Annotated in this window: 13 protein-coding genes; 12 read left to right on the top strand and 1 reads right to left on the bottom strand. The window is 64.9% G+C overall.

The annotated features are described in order from the left end of the window. Positions 1–335 precede the first annotated feature (335 nt). From QIY50_23235 to QIY50_23185, 11 genes are all read left to right on the top strand, one after another. Complete coding sequence (locus tag QIY50_23235; protein ID WGV20171.1) at positions 336–1,391, top strand: 3-deoxy-7-phosphoheptulonate synthase; 1,056 nt, start codon at positions 336–338, stop codon at positions 1,389–1,391. Positions 1,392–1,470: 79 nt separating this feature from the next. Then, a complete protein-coding gene (locus QIY50_23230; protein ID WGV20170.1) occupies positions 1,471–1,752 on the top strand; it encodes a peptidylprolyl isomerase in 282 nt (93 codons plus the stop codon). 12 nt (positions 1,753–1,764) lie between these two features. Then, complete coding sequence (locus tag QIY50_23225; GenBank protein WGV20169.1) at positions 1,765–3,693, top strand: extracellular solute-binding protein; 1,929 nt, start codon at positions 1,765–1,767, stop codon at positions 3,691–3,693. Next, a complete protein-coding gene (locus QIY50_23220) occupies positions 3,690–4,748 on the top strand; it encodes a microcin C ABC transporter permease YejB (GenBank protein WGV20168.1) in 1,059 nt (352 codons plus the stop codon). Before QIY50_23225 ends, QIY50_23220 begins: the two co-directional genes overlap by 4 nt. After that, a complete protein-coding gene (locus QIY50_23215) occupies positions 4,748–5,764 on the top strand; it encodes an ABC transporter permease (GenBank protein ID WGV20167.1) in 1,017 nt (338 codons plus the stop codon). Before QIY50_23220 ends, QIY50_23215 begins: the two co-directional genes overlap by 1 nt. A 136-nt stretch (positions 5,765–5,900) precedes the next feature. Next, the gene (locus tag QIY50_23210) at positions 5,901–7,301 is read left to right on the top strand and encodes a sigma 54-interacting transcriptional regulator (protein WGV20166.1); all 1,401 of its coding nucleotides are present in this window, start codon (positions 5,901–5,903) and stop codon (positions 7,299–7,301) included. 279 nt (positions 7,302–7,580) lie between these two features. Beyond that, positions 7,581–8,972, top strand: coding sequence for a GntP family permease (locus QIY50_23205; protein WGV20165.1), 1,392 nt, complete (start codon positions 7,581–7,583; stop codon positions 8,970–8,972). 10 nt (positions 8,973–8,982) lie between these two features. After that, a complete protein-coding gene (gene hbdH, locus QIY50_23200; GenBank protein WGV20164.1) occupies positions 8,983–9,753 on the top strand; it encodes a 3-hydroxybutyrate dehydrogenase in 771 nt (256 codons plus the stop codon). A gap of 55 nt (positions 9,754–9,808) precedes the next feature. Beyond that, a complete protein-coding gene (gene eco / locus QIY50_23195) occupies positions 9,809–10,288 on the top strand; it encodes a serine protease inhibitor ecotin (GenBank protein ID WGV20163.1) in 480 nt (159 codons plus the stop codon). 147 nt (positions 10,289–10,435) lie between these two features. Next, the gene (locus tag QIY50_23190) at positions 10,436–12,385 is read left to right on the top strand and encodes an acetoacetate--CoA ligase (protein ID WGV20162.1); all 1,950 of its coding nucleotides are present in this window, start codon (positions 10,436–10,438) and stop codon (positions 12,383–12,385) included. Positions 12,386–12,588: 203 nt separating this feature from the next. After that, positions 12,589–12,864 (top strand): peptidylprolyl isomerase, encoded by a 276-nt coding sequence (locus tag QIY50_23185; protein WGV20161.1) that lies wholly within the window; start codon positions 12,589–12,591, stop codon positions 12,862–12,864. Between the two features lie 17 nt (positions 12,865–12,881). Here the strand turns inward: QIY50_23185 and QIY50_23180 are convergent, their stop codons facing one another. Beyond that, positions 12,882–13,505, bottom strand: coding sequence for a LysE family translocator (locus QIY50_23180; GenBank protein ID WGV20160.1), 624 nt, complete (start codon positions 13,503–13,505; stop codon positions 12,882–12,884). Positions 13,506–13,637: 132 nt separating this feature from the next. Between QIY50_23180 and QIY50_23175 the strand changes: the two genes are divergently transcribed. After that, a complete protein-coding gene (locus tag QIY50_23175; protein ID WGV20159.1) occupies positions 13,638–14,447 on the top strand; it encodes an AraC family transcriptional regulator in 810 nt (269 codons plus the stop codon). Positions 14,448–14,498: the final 51 nt, after the last annotated feature.

Here is a 14,498-nt window from a genome sequence, read left to right as displayed (position 1 = left end):
GGCGCCGATACCCACACGGCGCCCACCTTCGAGGGGCCGCCGAACATGAGAATACTCAAACCCCCGGTCGGCTCCCCGACCGGGGGTTTTGCTTTTCAGGCCTTTGAACAACACCGATTCACATTGAGGACAGATTCATGAACTACGCCACTTATTACTACGCAAACACCTACGCCTGGCGATTTAGCCAATCCCGTTCGGGCCAGCCTGCCGCCTCCGTTCGGTCTTCCACAGGTGGCAATGCAGCAGCCAATACGAATTCAACGATCTGTCGAACACCTCGATAGGGCCGACCAAGCGGGCCAGAACCCGCTGTCCGCCCAGGGAAAAACGCCATGCAAGCTTCCAGCCTCGCCCTGACCCAGCCGCAAGCAGCCAACACCACCGTCAGCCAGCGCCTGCCCAGCCCGCACCTGCTCAAGCAGCAAATGCCGCTGTCCAGCGAACTTACCCAGCAAGTCCATGCCCACCGCCAGGCCATCCGCGACATCCTCGAAGGCCGCGACCAGCGCCTGCTGGTGATCGTTGGGCCGTGCTCGATCCACGACCCGCGCTCGGCCCTGGAATACGCCGACCGCCTGGCCGCCCTCAGCCGCGAAGTCGACGACAAGCTGCTGCTGGTGATGCGCGCCTACGTCGAAAAACCCCGCACCACGGTCGGCTGGAAAGGCCTGGCCTACGACCCGCACCTCGATGGCAGCGACGATATGCACGCCGGCATCGCCCTGTCCCGCGGGCTGATGCTGAACATGATCGAGCGCGGCCTGCCGGTTGCCACCGAACTGCTGCAGCCCATGGCCGCCGGCTACTTCGATGACCTTTTGGCCTGGGCCGCGATTGGCGCGCGCACCACCGAATCGCAGATCCACCGCGAAATGGTCAGTGGCCTGGAGTTGCCGGTCGGCTTCAAGAACGGCACCGACGGCGGCGTCGCCATCGCCAGCGACGCCATGCGCAGCGCCGCCCACCCGCACCGCCACTTCGGCATGGATGCGCAGGGCTACCCGGCCATCATCGAGACCTTGGGCAACCCGGACACCCACCTGGTACTGCGTGGTGGCCACAAGGGCCCGAACTTTGACGCCGACAGCATCGCCATGGCCCGCCAGGCGCTGGCCAAGGCGGGGTTGCAGGCGCGGATCATGGTCGACTGCAGCCATGCCAACAGCGGCAAGGACCCGGCGCGCCAGCCGGCGGTATTCAACGATGTGCTGGAGCAGCGCCTGGCCGGCGACCGTTCGATCGTCGGCGTAATGGTCGAAGGGCACTTGTTCGACGGCTGCCAGGCGCTGGGCAAGGGCGCGCTGAAGTACGGCGTGTCGATCACCGACGGCTGCCTGGGCTGGGCCTCGACCGAAACCCTGTTGCGCGAGGCGGCACAAAAACTGTAGGCAGCGGCTTGCAAGCCTGGCGAGACATACCCCGGACAAGTGCGCTAGGCTTGCCTTTTTACCCCAAGGAGCAGTACCCATGGCCCGTGCAACCGCCCGCCACATCCTGGTCAGCAGCGAAGATAAATGCAACGAACTGAAAGCCCAGATCGAAGCAGGCGCCGACTTCGCTGAAATCGCCAAAGCCAACTCCACCTGCCCGTCCAGCCGCCAGGGCGGTGACCTGGGCTCGTTCGGCCCGGGCCAGATGGTCAAGGAGTTCGACACCGTGGTGTTCAGCGCCCCGATCAACACCGTGCAAGGCCCGGTGAAGACCCAGTTCGGCTACCACCTGCTGGAAGTGACCAGCCGCCAGGACTAAGTCACCTTTCAGGTGATGAGATCCCTTGTGGGAGCGGGCGTGCCCGCGAATAGGCCAGATCAGGCAACCCCATTGTCTGGTCTGACGCATTCGCGGGCACGCCCGCTCCCACAAGTACTTTGGGGGCTTGTGTTTGCGTGCATGAGCTTGATGGCCCAGGCCGCCCCCACCCACGCCCTCACCGTCTACGGCGAAGCCCCCCGCTACACCACCACTTTCCAGCACTTCGACTACGTCAACCCCGACGCCCCCAAGGGCGGCATCCTGCGCCGCTCGGCCATCGAGATCGGCCAGTTCGACCATATCCTGCCCTACATCGACAAAGGCATCGGCGTCAGTGAAGTCGATGGCCTGCTGTACGCGCCGCTTGCCGTGCGCTCATTCGACGAACCCTACACCGTCTACGGCCTGATCGCCCGGCGCATGGAGCGCGGCCCGGAGGATGCCTGGCTGCGTTTCGAGATCGACCCGCGCGCCACTTTCGCCGATGGCAAGCCGGTGCGCGCCGAGGACGTACGCTTTACCTTCGAGCTGCTGATGAGCAAGGGCAGCCTCAAGTACCGCACCCAGTTCGCGGATGTTGCCGCTGTTATCGTGGAAAGCCCGCACAGCGTGCGCTTCGACTTCAAACCCGACCACGGCCGCACCCTGCCGCTGGACATCGCCAGCCTGCCGGTACTGCCCGAGCACGACTGGCAGCAGCGCGACTTTGCCAACGGCGCCGGCTTCGACAAGCCGGTCGGCAGCGGGCCGTACCGTATCGGGCACATCGACAACGGCCGCAGCATCACCTTCGAGCGCGACCCCAACTGGTGGGCGCGCGACCTGCCGGTCAGTCGTGGCCGCTACAATTTCGCCAAACTGCGCATCGAATACTTCGGTGATACCGAAGTGGCGCGGCAGGTGCTCAAGGGCGGCGGTTACGACTACAACCGCGAGTTCTCCGCCACTGCCTACACCCTGGGCTACAACGGCGCATCACTGGACGACGGGCGCCTGCAGCGCGCCCACCTGGGCCCGGCCAAACCGCAGGTGGCCCAGGGCTTCGTGTTCAACCTAGACCGGCCGCAGTTCAAGGACCGCCGCGTGCGCCAGGCGCTGGGCCTGCTGTGGGACTACGAGTGGAGCAACCGGCAGATGATGCGCAACATGTACATCCGCCAGCAGAGCGTATTCTCCAATACCCCGCTGGCCGCCCGCCAACTGCCGGATGCCGGCGAGTTGAAGCTGCTCGAACCGTTGCGCGGCCAGGTACCGGATGAAGTCTTCAGCACCGTGTTCACCGCTCCGGTCACCGATGGCTCGGGGATCATCCGCAAGCAACAGCTGCAGGCACTGGCGCTGCTCGAGCAAGCCGGCTGGCGCCCCGAGGGCGACCGCCTGGTGAACAGCCAGGGCACGCCGCTGGCGTTCACCTTCCTCAATGGCCAGGCAGGCATGGAACGCCTGCTGCTGCCGTGGAAGCGCAACCTGGCACAGATTGGCGTGACCCTGGACATCCGCAACGTCGACTCGGCCCAGTACGTCAATCGCCTGATGGCACGTGACTACGACATGATCGTCACCGGCTATCCGGTCACCCTGTCGCCCGGCGCCGAGCTGTACAACTACTTTGGTTCGGCCGCGGCGCATGACCCCGGGTCGAACAACCTGATGGTTTTGCAAGACCCGGCCGTGGACCGCCTGATCGACGGCCTGGTACGCGCCGACAGCCAGGCCGACATGCTGCACCACGCCCATGCCCTGGACCGGGTACTGCAATGGAGCTACTACTGGATCCCCAACTACTACCCGCCAGGCAGTTCCACCGTCTGGTGGAACCGCTTCGGCGTGCCCAAGGTGCAGGCGGCCTATGACGAAGGCCTGGACACCTGGTGGGAAGTCAGCCCTGCCGCGCTGAGCAACGCGCAAATGGCCGAACGCCGGAAATCCTCGCCATGACCGCCTATATCCTGCGCCGACTGCTGCTGATCATCCCGACCTTGCTGGCGATACTGCTGGTCAACTTCGCCATCGTCCAGGCCGCACCGGGTGGCCCGGTGGAGCAGGCGGTGGCACGCCTGCAAGGCATTGGCGGTGGCGCGCCCGGTGCCCGGGCCGAGGTGGTGCACGGCGAGTCACGGGCTACCCGTGGCCTGGACCCGAAACTGATCGAGGAGATCAAGCGCCAGTATGGCTTCGACAAGTCCGCCCCCGAGCGCCTGTGGTTGATGCTGGGCCAGTACGCCCGGCTGGATTTCGGCAACAGCTTCTTCCGTGGCGCCAAGGTCACCGACCTGATCCTCGACAAGTTGCCGGTAACCCTGTCGCTGGGCTTTTGGGCCACGCTGATCACCTACCTGGTGTCGATCCCGCTGGGCATCCGCAAGGCGGTGCGCCATGGCAGCCGCTTCGATGCCTGGAGCAGTGCACTGATCGTGGTCGGCTATGCCCTGCCTTCGTTCCTGTTCGCCCTGTTGCTGATCGTGCTGTTCGCCGGCGGCACCTCGCTCAACTGGTTCCCGGTGCGTGGCCTGGTATCGGACAACTTCGACGAGCTCAGCCTGTTGGGCAAGGTCGCCGACTACTTCTGGCACCTGGTGCTGCCGGTCGGTGCCCTGGTGATCGGCGGCTTCGCCACCCTGACACTGCTGACCAGGAACGCCTTCCTCGACGAGATTTCCCGGCAATACGTGGTTACCGCCCGCGCCAAGGGCCTGAGCGAGCATCGGGTGCTGTATGGCCACGTGCTGCGCAATGCCATGCTGCTGGTGGTGGCGGGGTTGCCGCAGGCGCTGATCACGGTGTTCTTTGCCGGCTCGTTGCTGATCGAGGTGATCTTCTCGCTCGATGGCCTGGGCCGCATGAGTTACGAAGCGGCCGTGTCGCGGGATTACCCGGTGGTATTCGGCACGCTGTTCATCTTCACCCTGGCGGGCCTGCTGATCCGCCTGATCGGTGACCTGTCGTATACCCTGCTCGACCCGCGTATCGACTTCGATGCGAGGGCACACTGATGCTTTCGCCGATCTCGCGTCGCCGCCTGCAACGCTTTCGCCGCAACAGCCTCGGCTGGGTTTCGCTGTGGCTGTTCGCAGCCCTCCTGCTGCTAAGCCTGTGTGCCGAACTGGTGGCCAACGACAAACCGCTGCTGCTGAGCTACAAGGGCGACCTGTACGTGCCGGCGCTCAAGCGCTACACCGAGCAGCAGTTCGGCGGCCAGCTGCCGTTCCAGCCAGACTACCGCAGCGCCTATGTACGCCAGCTGATCGAACAGCAAGGCGGCTGGATGCTGTTCGCACCCATCCCGTTCAGCGCCGATACCCCCAACTACGACCTGCAAGTACCCACCCCAAGCCCGCCAAGCGCCAGCAACTGGCTGGGTACCGACGACCAGGGCCGTGACGTGCTGGCCCGGGTGCTGTATGGCACGCGGGTATCCTTGCTGTTCGCCTTCGCCCTGACCGGGGTCAGCGTGCTGATCGGGGTGGCAGCCGGTGCCCTGCAAGGCTACCACGGGGGCTGGGTCGACCTGATCGGCCAGCGCCTGCTGGAGGTGTGGTCGGGGTTGCCGGTGCTGTACCTGCTGATCATCCTCAGCGGCTTCGTCGAGCCGGACTTCTGGTGGCTGCTGGGGATCATGGCGCTGTTCTCCTGGCTGACCCTGGTCGACGTGGTGCGCGCGGAGTTTCTGCGCGGCCGCAACCTGGAGTACGTGAAGGCCGCCCGGGCGCTGGGCCTGCCAGACACCCAGGTGATGCTGCGACACATCTTGCCCAATGCGATGAACGCCACGCTGACCTATGTGCCGTTCATGCTGACCGGGGCGATCACTACCCTGACTGCGCTGGATTTTCTCGGTTTTGGCATGCCGGCTGGCAGTGCCTCCCTGGGAGAGCTGGTGACCCAGGGCAAGCAGCACCTTGAAGCACCCTGGCTGGGCTTTACTGCATTCTTTGCGCTGGCGGTGATCCTGTCGCTGCTGGTGTTTATCGGGGATGCATTGCGCGAGGCGTTCGACCCCAGGGGATAGGTTTTCAGCTCTGGCCTCTTCGCGGGCTTGCCCGCTCCCACAGGCTCACCACCAATCTGGGGACTGTGGGGTACCTGTGGGAGCGGGCAAGCACGCGAAGAGGCCGGCACTGTTTTTAATGATTTGGAATTTACCCATGCACGACAGCGACAGCCTCAAGGACTACCCCCAGGTGCGGCAACTGGCGATCCGCTCGCTGTTCGAGATCATCGAGCAGTCCAGCGAAGGCACGGTGATTGTCGACCGCCAGGCGCGCATCGTCTGGATGAACGAACGTTACGCCAGGCGCTTTGGCCTGGCCGACGCCGCCAGTGCCATCGGCCAACCCTGCGAAGCGGTGATCCCGGGCAGCCTGATGCGCGAGGTGGTGAGCAATGGCCGGCCGATCCTGCTGGACATGCTCGACACCCCGAACGAGCCGCTGGTAGTAATGCGCCTGCCCATCCACGACGACCAGGGCGCGCTGATCGGCGCCATCGGCTTTGCCCTGTTCGATGAGTTGCGCAGCCTATCGCCGCTGCTTAAACGCTACTCCAGCATGCAGCAGGAGCTGGCCTCGACCCGCTCGCAACTGCGTGCCCGCCAGGCCAGGTACAGCTTCGCCCAGTTCGTCGGCAGCAGCACCGCCAGCCTGGAGGCCAAGCGCCGCGCCCGGCGTGGCGCGAGCAGTGATTCGCCGGTGTTGCTGCTGGGTGAAACCGGCACCGGCAAGGAACTGCTGGCCCATGCCATCCATGCGACCTCGGCGCGGGCGCACAAGGCGTTTGTCAGCATCAACAGTGCGGCAATCCCCGAGACACTGCTGGAAGCCGAGTTCTTCGGCACCGCCCCCGGCGCCTTTACCGGGGCTGACCGCAAGGGCCGCAGCGGCAAGCTGCAACTGGCCGAAGGCGGCACGCTGTTCCTCGACGAGATTGGCGATATGCCGCTGGCCCTGCAGAGCAAGCTGCTGCGGGTGTTGCAGGAGAAGGAATACGAGCCGGTAGGCTCGAACCAGATGCTGCGCAGTGATGTGCGCATCATTGCCGCCACTTCCATCGACCTGCCGGCCGCCATCGCCCGCGGGGCATTCCGCGCCGACCTGTATTACCGGCTGAATGTGCTGCCGATCGAGGTGCCGCCACTGCGGCAACGGCTGGAGGACCTGCCGGCGCTGTGCGAGGCCATCCTCGGCGAACTGGGCAGCCAGTACGAGATGGAGGCCGAAGCGCAGCAGTTACTGGCGCGGCATGCATGGCCGGGGAACATCCGCGAGCTGCGCAATGTGCTGGAGCGGGCCACGCTGCTGGCGGATCAGCCGCGGCTGGGGGTGGCGGATTTGCGCGCGGCATTGGGGCCGTTGAGCCCGGTGGCGGCTGCGCCAGTGCGGCAGAGCTACCGCGAAGCCTGCGCTGAGTTCGAGCGCAAGTTGATTGCCGGGGCATTGGCCGAGCATGAGGGAAATGTGCCGCAGGCCGCGCAGGCATTGGGATTGGGGCGATCGACCTTGTACAAGAAGATGGTGGCGCTGGGGCTTTCGTCTCCAATTGGAGACTGATGTTTCTAATTTGAGATTGCTGCGAGGACTTCGCCCTCGATCGCCGGCAAGCCAGCTCCCACAAGGTTATGCGCCGATTTCAGACTTATGGGTAATCCTGTGGGAGCTGGCTTGCCGGCGATGGGCTGCAAAGCAGCCCCCTACAGTCTCAAAATGTAGACAACATTTTCAATAACAAGAAAATAAATCATAAAAATCAATTAGTTAGTGTTTGGCACGATTTTCCGCTATCTCCTGCTCACCGATAAAAACAAGACTCACCCCAGGAGACCCACCCCGATGACCGTGCTCATCGCCCTTGCCGCGCTGGCCCTGCTGATGCTGGCTGCCTATCGCGGCTACAGCGTAATCCTTTTCGCCCCCATCGCCGCCCTCGGCGCCGTCCTGCTCACCGACCCGTCCGCCGTGGCCCCCGCATTCACCGGGGTGTTCATGGAGAAAATGGTCGGCTTCATCAAGCTCTACTTCCCGGTGTTCCTGCTGGGCGCCGTGTTCGGCAAGCTCATCGAGCTGTCCGGCTTCTCGCGCTCGATCGTTGCCGCCGCCATCCGTGTGCTCGGCACCCGCCAGGCGATGCTGGTGATCGTGCTGGTCTGCGCCCTGCTCACCTACGGCGGCGTGTCGCTGTTCGTGGTGGTTTTCGCGGTGTACCCGTTTGCCGCCGAAATGTTCCGCCAGAGCAACATCCCCAAGCGCCTGATCCCGGCAACCATTGCCTTGGGCGCGTTCTCGTTCACCATGGACGCCCTGCCCGGCACCCCGCAGATCCAGAACATCATCCCCAGCACCTTCTTCAACACCACCGCCTGGGCCGCACCCTGGCTGGGCCTGATCGGCACGCTGTTCGTATTCTGCGCCGGCATGGCCTACCTGCAGCGCCAGCGCAACAAGGCCCAGCGCGCCGGTGAAGGCTACGGCAGCGACTTGCGCAACGAACCGGAAACCGCTGCCGACCTGGCCCTGCCCAACCCCTGGCTGGCTCTGTCGCCGCTGCTGCTGGTCGGGGTGATGAACCTGCTGTTCACCCAATGGATTCCGCAGTGGTACGGCCCCAGCCACAGCCTGCAATTGCCCGGCATGAGCGCGCCGGTGCAAAGCGATGTGGCCAAGCTCACAGCCATCTGGGCGGTGCAGGCGGCGTTGCTGGTGGGCATCCTGATGGTGCTGGTGTGTGCCTTCGGCGCCATCCGTGCCCGCCTGGCCGAAGGCACCAAGAGCGCCGTGGGCGGTGCCTTGCTGGCGGCCATGAACACCGCCTCGGAATACGGTTTTGGCGCGGTAATCGCCTCGCTGCCGGGCTTCCTGGTACTGGCCGACGCCCTGCGCGGCATCCCCAACCCGCTAGTCAACGAAGCCATCACCGTGACCTTGCTGGCCGGTATCACCGGCTCTGCCTCGGGCGGCATGAGCATCGCCCTGGCGGCCATGGGCGACAGTTTCATCGCCGCCGCCAATGCCGCCAACATCCCGCTCGAAGTGCTGCATCGGGTGGCCGCCATGGCCAGTGGTGGCATGGACACGCTGCCGCACAACGGTGCAGTCATCACCCTGCTGGCCGTGACCGGGCTGACCCACCGTGAGGCCTACAAGGACATTTTCGGTATTACCCTGATCAAGACCCTGGCGGTGTTCGTGGTCATCGCCACGTTCTACGCCACGGGCATCGTCTAAGGAGCTTTGCATGACCCTAAAAGGCAAGACCGCACTGGTCACCGGTTCCACCAGCGGCATCGGCCTGGGCATTGCCCAGGTGCTGGCCCGTGCAGGCGCCAACATCGTGCTCAACGGCTTTGGCGACCCGTCCCCGGCGCTGGCCGAGATCGCCCGGCACGGGGTGAAGGCAATCCATCACCCGGCCGACCTGTCGGACGTGAGCCAGATCGAAGCGCTGTTCGCCCTGGCCGCACGCGAGTTCGGCGGCGTCGACATCCTGGTCAACAACGCCGGTATCCAGCACGTGGCGCCGGTGGAGCAGTTTCCGCTGGAAAGCTGGGACAAGATCATCGCCCTAAACCTGTCGGCCGTGTTCCACGGTACGCGCCTGGCCCTGCCCGGCATGCGCACGCGCAACTGGGGGCGCATCATCAACATCGCCTCGGTGCATGGCCTGGTCGGCTCCACCGGCAAGGCGGCCTATGTGGCGGCCAAGCACGGCGTGGTCGGCCTGACCAAGGTGGTAGGCCTGGAAACCGCCACCAGCAACGTTACCTGCAATGCCATCTGCCCTGGCTGGGTGCTGACCCCGCTGGTGCAGAAGCAGATCGACGATCGTGCTGCCAACGGTGGCGATCCACTGCAAGCACAGCACGATCTGCTGGCAGAAAAACAGCCATCGCTGGCCTTCGTCACCCCCGAACACTTGGGTGAACTGGTACTATTCCTGTGCAGCGAGGCCGGTAGCCAGGTTCGCGGTGCCGCCTGGAACGTCGATGGTGGCTGGTTGGCCCAGTGACGGGCGGCCTGGGCCTGGCGGCGGTCTTGCATTCGTTTATCTGCAAGGAGGCCCTATGCGCCCAACCCCGATGACCGTGATCCTGGCCCTGACCCTGGCTGCCGCCGCACCCGCGATGGCAGCCAGCCTGAAGGACGTCGCGCCCTATCCCGAGGCGGAAAAAGGCTTCACCCGGCAGGTCATCCACCTGCCGGCCCAGGCTGACGAGTCGGCCTATCAACTGGAAATTCTCGCCGGCAAGACCCTGAAGGTAGACTGCAATCGCCAGCGCCTGGGCGGCAGCCTGGAGGAACGTACCCTGGAAGGCTGGGGCTATAGCTACTACCGCCTGGACAAGGTCAGCGGCCCGGCCAGCACACTGATGGCCTGCCCAGATGGCAAGAAGACCGAGGCCTTCGTGCCGGTGGTCGGTGAAGGCTTCATGCTGCGCTACAACAGCAAGCTGCCGGTGGTGGTGTATGTGCCCAAGGATGTCGAAGTGCGCTACCGCGTCTGGAGCGCGTCGCAGGACGTGCAAAAGGCTAAAGTAGAGTAACGCGCAAGCCCCTGCTGCCAGGGGCTTTTTCGCGGGCACGCCCGCTCCCACAGGCTATCACCAGGCTGGACATCTACGCTGTACCTGTGGGAGCGGGCGAGCCCGCGAAGGCGCCCTCGAATCCAAGTGATCATCTGGAGGTTCGGCATGAACGATGTGCTCTGGCGCCCCTCCACGGCGCAGATCGAGGCCAGCCGGATGGATGCCTTCCGCCGCCGGGTCAACCTGCGCTACAACCTGCAACTCGGCGACTACCCTGCACTGCATCGCTGGAGCATCGAACAGCGCCCTGCCTTCTGGCAAACCCTTGCCGACTATTTCCACGTTCACTGGCATACCCCGCCAAGCCAGGTGCTCAGCGAGGGGCCGCAGATGCCCGATGCCCAGTGGTTCGCCAACGCCACCCTCAACTTCGCCGAACACCTGCTGCGCCGCCGTGACGATCGCCCGGCCCTGGTCGCCGTGCGCGAAGACGGGCAACGCCAGCAGTTCACCCATGCCCAGCTGGCCGTCCAGGTAGCCGGCCTGCAAACAGCCTTCAAGGCCGCCGGCATCGTCCCCGGCGACCGGGTTGCCGCCATCATGCCCAATACCTGGCAGACGCTGGTGGCCATGCTGGCCTGCACCAGCCTCGGTGCGGTGTGGTCCAGCGCCTCGCCCGAGTTTGGCGTACACGGCATCATCGACCGTTTCGGCCAGATCGAACCCAAGCTGCTGATCGCCTGCGCCGGGTACCAGTACGCCGGCAAAGACATCGACCAGGTGGACAAGGTCAACCAGGTGTGCGCGCAGCTGCCCGGGCTGGAACAGCTGATCGTGGTACCCCACACCCGCAGCGGAACGCGTGTCGACGAATTCCAGGCCGCGAATGTCAGCCTGTGGGACGAGTTCTATCAGCCTGGCGGCGAGCCCCGCTTCACCCCGCTGCCTTTCGATCACCCGCTGTACATCCTGTATTCCAGCGGCACCACCGGCGTGCCCAAGTGCATCGTCCACCGCGCTGGCGGCGTGTTGTTACAGCACCTGAAGGAACACGGCCTGCACAACGACCTGAAGGCCGATGATGTGCTGTTCTACTACACCACCTGCGGCTGGATGATGTGGAACTGGCTGGCCAGCGGCCTGGCAGTGGGCGCCACGCTGGTGCTGTATGACGGCTCGCCCTTCCACCCCGGCCCCGAGCGGCTGCTGGACCTGATCGACGCCGAGGGCATCCAGGCCTTCGGTACCAGCGCCAAGTACCTGGCGGCGCTGGAGCAGGCGGGCCTGGAGCCCGCGGCAAGCCACCGCCTGACCAGCTTGCGCCTGCTGCTGTCCACCGGCTCGCCGTTGTCGCCACACAGCTACGACTATGTGTACCGCAAGATCAAGGCCGACCTGTGCCTGGCGTCGATGTCCGGCGGCACCGATATCGTCTCCTGTTTCGTGCTGGGCAACCCGACCCTCCCAGTGCGCCGTGGCGAAATCCAGTGCAAGGGCCTTGGCATGGCGGTGGAGGTATGGAACGAGCATGGCCAGCCGGTGCAGGGCGAAAAAGGCGAGCTGGTGTGCACACGCAACTTCCCGTCGATGCCGCTGGGGTTCTGGAAGGATACCGACGGCAGCCGCTACCACGATGCCTACTTCAGCCAGTTCCCTGGGGTGTGGGCCCAGGGCGACTATGCCGAGCAGCGTGCCGACGGCGGGCTGGTGATTCATGGCCGCTCCGATGCCGTGCTCAACCCTGGCGGGGTGCGTATTGGCACGGCGGAGATCTACCGCCAGGTGGAAAAGGTCGAGCAGGTGCTGGAAAGCGTGGCCATCGGCCAGGACTGGCAAGGTGATGTGCGGGTGGTGCTGTTCGTTCGCCTGCGTGACGGCCTGCAGCTGGATGAGGCCCTGCGCCAGCACATCCGCCAGGTGATCCGCCAGTTCACAACGCCCCGCCATGTACCGGCGGTGATCGCCCAGGTCGATGACATCCCGCGTACCATCAGCGGCAAGCTGGTGGAGTTGGCGATTCGCAACGTGGTGCATGGCTTGCCGGTGAAGAACACCGATGCCCTGGCCAACCCCGAGGCGCTGGAGCAGTTTCGCGATCGCGAGGAGCTGCGCTAGCCAGTGTGATTGCCCAGGTCTGCTGCGCAGCCCAATCGCCGGCAAGCCAGCTCCCACAGGTACAGCGCATAACTAAGCGTTGGCGCTGTCCTTGTGGGAGCTGGCTTGCCGGCGATTGGGCCGCCTGGCGGCCCCGATGGCCTCAACCTGACCGAGTCAGGCATAATGCGCCCCTTTTGCCCCCCCGAAGCACAGGTAACCTCATGAAAGCCCAAGCCCGCCACATTCTGGTCAAGACCGCTGACGAAGCCGAAAAGCTCAAGCAGCGCATCGCCAATGGCGAGGCTTTCGACGTGCTCGCAAAAAAATTCTCCACCTGCCCTTCGGGCAAGCGCGGCGGCGACCTGGGTGAGATCCGCCCCGGGCAGATGGTCGGCGCCATTGACCAGGTGATCTTCAAGAAGCCGCTGCGCGTGGTACACGGGCCGATCAAGAGCAAGTTCGGCTACCACCTGGTGCAGACGTTCTACCGCGACTAAGTGCCGAGTACGCAGTTCTAGCGCCGCGCAGCCAGCAGCCCGAGCCCGGCGCAGCCCAGCAAGGAGGCACTGACCCGGTTGAACAACCGGCGCGGGCCGGGCTGGCTGAACCAGCGCTGCATGTAAGCTCCCAGGCCGGCGTAGATGGCGATGGCAGCCCATTCCAGCAACAGGAACAGTACACCCAGCCAGAGGAACTGCTCGCTCACCGGGGTGGCGCTGCCGACCGAGACGAACTGCGGCAGGAACGCAGTGAAGATCAGGATCGCCTTCGGGTTGCCGGCGGCAACCCAAAATTCCTGACGTGCCAGGCGCCAGGTGCCGCGCGGGTGATCGCTTGCCACCACAGCCTCGCCCACCGGTGCCCGCCACAATTGCCAGGCGATGTAGAACAGATACGCCGCGCCCACCACCTTGATCGCCAGGAACAGATATTCACTGGTGTGCAGCACCACGGCCAGGCCCATCGCCGCCAGGGCGATCATGCCGCTGAAGGCGACGATGCGCCCGCCGCCGGCCAAGCAAGCCGTACGCAGGCCATAGCGGCTGGCATTGTGCAGCGACAGCAGGTTGTTCGGCCCCGGTGCCATGTTCAGGGCGAAGCAGGCCGGAATGAAAAGCAGCAGGCTTGAAAGGTCCATTATTGTTTTTCCTTTGGCAACGAGCGCCTATTTCGGCGGTTACCGTGCCTTGGGGTCAAGTTACAGCCAGCGGAAAAAACTGTATGGGTGCCCGGCGCCTGATAAGCTGCCGGGCATACCGAGGACCCAGTGATGCCCCGCTCCCATGCCGCGCTGTGGCGCGACCCGGCCCTGCCGCATGTCGAAAGCCGCCGCGCCTGCCATAGCCGCGCCTGCTACAAGGCACACAGCCACCCGACGTTTTCCATCGGTGTGGTCGATGCCGGCCACAGTCATTTCACCGGTGCCGGCACTGGCCAGCAACGCCTGACGCCCGGCACGCTGGTGCTGGTCCCGGCCCGCCGGGTACATGCCTGCAACCCCGAGCCCGGGCAGGCGTGGAGCTATCAGATGCTGCATGTGGATGCCGACTGGCTGGCACAGCTGCGCCTGGAGTCGGGCCCGGGCGGTGCGCAGGCTGGTGAACCGGCGCGTATTTGTCGGGATCCACTGGTGTATACGCAGTTCTGCGAGCTGAACAACTTGCTGTTTTCCAGTGCCAGCCACAGCGAGAAGGATGCGGCGCTGATTGCTTTTCTGGGGGACCTGGACTTTTCCGCGCAGCCGCCACTGGCGGCGGCACCGGCTTTGCCGGCGACGGCCTTGAGCGGGCTGATCGCGCGGGTCGAAGGCCAGGACCCGGCGCAGTTGAGCCTGGAGGTACTGGCGCGGGAGGCCGGGCTTGGGCGTTATCAGTTGATCCGGGCGTTTCGTGCCGCTACCGGGTTTACACCGCATGCCTATCTGCTCAACGCCCGGGTCGCCCGTGGCCGGCAGCTACTGGGTGAAGGGCAGGCGCTGGCAGAGGTGGCCTACCAGCTCGGCTTTGCCGACCAGAGCCATTTCCAGCGGGTGTTCAAAGCCCATGTGGGGGTGACGCCGGGGCAGTACCGAGGAGACTGAAGACCTGCGCGATCCCTGTAGGAGCGGCCTTGTGTCGCGATGGGCTGCGCA

The organism is Pseudomonas putida (assembly GCA_029953615.1).
Lineage (GTDB): Bacteria > Pseudomonadota > Gammaproteobacteria > Pseudomonadales > Pseudomonadaceae > Aquipseudomonas.
Note: the sequence above shows the minus strand (reverse complement) of the source record. Positions and strands in the feature narration are given on the sequence as shown.